Origin of the sequence: Microcystis sp. M109S1 (genome assembly GCF_020247025.1) — a bacterium.
Classification (GTDB): domain Bacteria; phylum Cyanobacteriota; class Cyanobacteriia; order Cyanobacteriales; family Microcystaceae; genus Microcystis.
Genome location: NZ_JADBRW010000107.1, coordinates 1 through 4,812 on the forward strand (window position 1 = coordinate 1; position 4,812 = coordinate 4,812).

Genomic DNA, 4,812 nt, shown 5'->3' on the forward strand with positions numbered 1-4,812 from the left:
AACTCAATTGTCTATCTTTTGGTATTAACCTATTTGTGCCTTAAGTGTCTCCCTGTATAGATTTCAGCTACTTTTAGGCGTAGGCACTCTCATCGAATTTTATTTTAAGTTAATTATTTGCATAACAATTACCGAAGAGCCGAACATAATTGCTACAAAAAAGACACAAAAGTTAACAAAGTATCGTTCCTGTGGGACTACTTCAAAGAGAGAATAATGAGATAATAAAGGGAAAAGAAAGGAAACATCGTTGACTAAAATGAGAGCAGAAATAGAAATCAAAAACTTAGACCATTTGGGATTAGTGGCAGGTCTGATTGATGAATTAGAAATAGAAAGTATTGTGAATGAGGCTGTAGGAATAGATAGGTTCGAAAAAGTAACGGCGGGTCAAATAGTCAAAGGAATAATTATCAATGGATTAGATTTTATCTCGAAACCCTTGGATTTATTTCCTCAATTTTTTGCTAATAAACCCGGAGAAGAGCTACTGGGAGAAGGAATCAAAGCCGAGGAAATAAATGAGTATAAAATTGGGAGAGTAATGGATGAAATCTGGAGATATTCTCTAGAGAAATTATGGATAAATATATCTCTGAAAGTAGTTGAAAAATATCAAATTAACACAAAATATAGTCATTTAGATGCGAGTTCAATATCGGTTGAGGGAGAATATAAATTAGAAGAAGGAGGAAAGGGAAGTATCGAAATAACTCACGGATATTCAAGAGAGCGTCGTCCAGATTTGAAGCAATTTATGATTGATTTGATGGTAAGTAGTGATGGGGATGTTCCACTATTAATGAGAATCGGGTCGGGAAATGAATCAGATAAAACTATCTTTGGTGAACTAATTGAGAAGTGTCAAAGTAATCTGAATTGGTCAACAATCTATGTAGCAGATAGTGCTTTATATACAGCCAAGAACTTACATAGATTAGGAAAGACTAAATGGCTAACGCGGGTTCCAGTAACAAGCAAAAAAGCCCAAGAAATTATTACAAATGTTCCAGAATACGAGTTAAGAATGAGCGAAGATAGTCGATATAAGTATAAGGAGCAAGAAGTTAATTATCACGGGGTTAAGCAAAGATGGCTAATAGTATTAAGTGAAATGAGACAAAAAGCCGAGGAAGAAAAAATAGAGAAAAAAGTGAAAAAAGAAAGGGAACAAATAGAGAAACAGTTGAGCAAATGGCAGGGAAGCAGTTACTCTGGCTGAACTTAAAGCTGAAGTCAAACAATTTACGAAGCAACTAAAATATCATTACATTGCTGGGATAGAATATAAGCAAAAGTTAAATAAGCAAAAAAAAGAAGTCAGTAATTGCCCAGGAATTATCCAAGAAAACTCGGCAGTAATCGCCCAAGAAATCGCTAAAGCAGGCAAGTTTATTATAGCTACCAATGTGCTAAATACGGAAGAATTATCATCAGAAGAAATGCTCAGGGAATACAAAGCGCAACAATCTTGTGAACGGGGTTTTCGGTTTCTCAAAGACCCCTTATTTTTAGCCGATAGTGTATTTTTGAAAACCCCTCAAAGAATTGAAACAATGGGAATGTTAATGGGATTATGTTTGTTAGTTTATAGCATTGGGCAAAGAAAGCTCAGGAACGAACTACAGAGTCGCGGAGAAATGATTAAAAATCAATTAGGAAAACTGATAAATAGACCGACAATGAGATGGATATTTCAAGAATTACAAGGAATCCATGTGGTGGTAATTAATGGGGAAAAGATGGTTAGCAATTTAACTGATAAAATTCTTAATATTCTTCAATATTTTTCGATTAATTGTCAAAAATATTATCTCATCAACTAAGCCAATCTAGTTGCTAAATTTCCAGAAAATCAAGATTAATCAAAAACAAAGTGTTATGAGTCATGATAATATCACTTGAGTTTTATCCTGTTTAAATTTAAGTTTTTAACAAGTTTCACTTTCAGTAAATTCTTGAGGCTTGCTTAAATTTCGGTTTGGTTTCATTTTTGGGTGTGACTTCCATCATATTTTGCTCATACTACATTTTGAAGTGTGTTTGAAGTGCGGAATGTGGGTTTTAACATGGTACAGAATTGACCCCAACCAGCATCACTAATTGATTTGGCTAGTTTCTGGTTTTTGACCATGTTTCTGACTGCCAGATTTTCTACCACTATGACTTGGTTTTCGTCAACTAATTTACGACTTAGTTTGTGCAGAAAATCTTCACGACAACGAACGATTTTAGAGTGAACTTTAGCCACTTTAACTCTAGCTTTATTTCGGTTGTTAGACCCTTTTTGCTGGCGACTAAGTTTCTTTTGTCTCCTCGCTAATCTCTGTTCGTACTTACGATAGTATTGAGGATTCCCGTGTTTAGTCCCATCTGATGTAATAGCAAAATGGGTTAGTCCAACGTCTATCCCGACAGCTTTTCCTTCTGATGATTTTTGGGGTAAATCCTGACCATCATCATAGAGACAAGATGCGAAATATTCTCCTGATGGATTAACTGAAACCGTAACAGACTTTAAGTTTCCCTCTGGTTGCCGTGAAACTTTGCAATGGACTTCACCAATTTTAGGCAATACCAAAACATCATTTTTTAACTTACAGTGTTGAGGAAATCTAATCGACTGCCTATTTTGCTTTTTCTTGAAGTTAGGATATTTAGCTCTACCTTCAAAAAAGTTAAGGAAAGCACTAGAAAGATTTAAAGCTGCTTGTTGTAATACCTGCGATGGTACTTCGCTTAACCACTCATACTCTTTTTTTAGGGAAGGCAGCAGCTTAATTATTTCGTCTCTGCTTAATCCTTTTCCAGTTTGCTTGTAAGTTTCAGATGTCAAGTTTAGAGAGTAATTGTAAAACCATCTAGCACAGCCAAACGACTTGGCAAGCAAAACTGATTGCTCACTGGTCGGATAGATTCTGTACTTAAACGCTTTTAACATCTTACTTATCAAACTATATCTGCTAGGGTAAACTATGCTAGGCTAAACTGTCAAGGATTTAATCGTGCTTTGCGGTTCTATTCTGGTCGGGGTTTCATCCCTTCAGTACGAGGATCTTCACCCCGACATCTGTGATAAATTGGGTAATGTGTGCAAAGGAGTGAGCGAGTGACGTTTAGCATAGAACCAAAAATTATCAATCCGCCCAAAAACCGTCATGATTATCAATTGTCGGAAGTAATTCGCTATCGTGCTTGGGTAGAGATCGATCGCTCGGCATTACAACAAAACGTGCGAAAAGTCAAGGCCTTATTAGCCCCAAAAACGGAATTAATGGCGGTAATTAAAGCTGATGCTTACGGACACGGGGCAGTTAAGGTGGCTAACAGCGTTTTAGAAGCCGGAGCGCAATCTTTAGCCATCGCGACTATTGGGGAAGGTATCGAACTACGGGAAGCGGGAATCGTTGCCCCAATTATGATTTTAGGGGCAGTGAATACCCCGGAAGAAGTGGCAGCCTTAGCCCATTGGCAATTGCAGCCCACCCTGGTACAAATCGAACAGGTGCAAATTTTTGCCACCGTTATGAGACGCTTAGAGCAGCGGCTGCCGGTTCATATCAAACTAGATACGGGGATGTCTCGCTTAGGTACACCATGGCAAAACGGTACAAAATTCGTCGAACAGGTTTTAGAGGCTTCTAACCTGAAAATTGCCAGTATATACTCCCATTTTGCCACGGCTGACGATCCCAATCCCGAAATCATGCAGTTACAACGGCAAAGATTCCAACAAGCGATCGCCGAGCTAAGATCAAAAGGTTATCATCCCCCCTGTCTGCATTTAGCTAACTCTGCCGCTACTCTAAGCGATCGATCTCTGCACTACGATCGAGTTAGAGTCGGATTAGCTCTCTACGGTCTTTATCCTGCCAATCATCTCACCGATAAAGTCCCTTTGCAACCCGTCCTGCAAGTAAAAGCGCGCATTGCCCAAGTCAAAACTATTGCCGCCGGTTCGGGAGTGAGCTATGGTCATCAGTACATAGCGGCAAAAGACACTCGTATTGCTGTGGTCGGTATCGGTTACGCGGATGGAATTCCCCGCAATCTCTCCAATCGTTTAAAAGTATCCCTGAGAGGACGTTTAGTACCCCAAATCGGCGCGATAACCATGGATCAGTTAATGATTGACGTGAGCGAGATTCCGGACGTAAAAACAGGGGAAATCGTCACACTTATCGGTAAAGACGGCCCACAGTGCATCACCGCCGACGATTGGGCGCGGGATTTAGGTACGATATCCTGGGAAATTCTCTGCGGTTTTAAGCATCGTTTGCCGCGAATTACTATTAGCAATGGGTAATTATGGCGGTGATCTTAAAAAATGTCAATTGGCGGCAATTCTCACTGTTGAATGACTGGTGAAATGTGTAATTAACTTTGCTTAGGCACTTACCGTTGTCAAGTGTGATCATTGCCAGTCTAGATTAGGGGATGAATTCTCTGGCGCTTTAGGTTAGAATAAACAGGGTTAATCGACGGCAACTGATTAGTTTTACCCTAGAGGCAGCGATGACTATAAGCAACGATTTACCCTTACCCCCCGGCAGTTTTGGATTACCCCTATTAGGAGAAACAATCGCTTTTTTGACCGATCGAGATTTTGCCAGTAAACGTCATAATAAATATGGTCAACTTTTCCGCACTCATATTTTTGGCAGTCCCACGATTATCGAAAATTTGGGTTAAAACCCCGTCCTTTTAGGACGGCTTTAAGCTACAATGGAAAAAGCGATAACCAAGCTAAAAACTGAACCTTGACAACAGATAGTAAGGGGTTTCGTTCAGAAAAGACTTCAAATTCGGCCT

General features: G+C 39.3%; 1 protein-coding gene and 3 pseudogenes. 3 read left to right on the forward strand and 1 reads right to left on the reverse strand.

The genetic code is table 11. From position 1 onward, the window contains the following. The first annotated feature begins 259 nt into the window (after positions 1-259). A pseudogene (locus IM322_RS05130) lies at positions 260-1,826 on the forward strand (IS1634 family transposase). A 236-nt stretch (positions 1,827-2,062) separates the two neighbouring features. Here IM322_RS05130 and IM322_RS05135 read toward each other — a convergent pair. Continuing rightward, a pseudogene (locus IM322_RS05135) lies at positions 2,063-2,941 on the reverse strand (RNA-guided endonuclease TnpB family protein); the annotation flags it as partial. 168 nt (positions 2,942-3,109) lie between these two features. On the opposite strand from IM322_RS05135, the gene alr reads away from it, so the two are divergent. Further along, complete coding sequence (gene alr, locus IM322_RS05140) at positions 3,110-4,306, forward strand: alanine racemase (protein ID WP_287676307.1); 1,197 nt, start codon at positions 3,110-3,112, stop codon at positions 4,304-4,306. Between the two features lie 209 nt (positions 4,307-4,515). After that, positions 4,516-4,677 (forward strand): annotated as a pseudogene (locus IM322_RS05145) (cytochrome P450); the annotation flags it as partial. Positions 4,678-4,812: the final 135 nt, after the last annotated feature.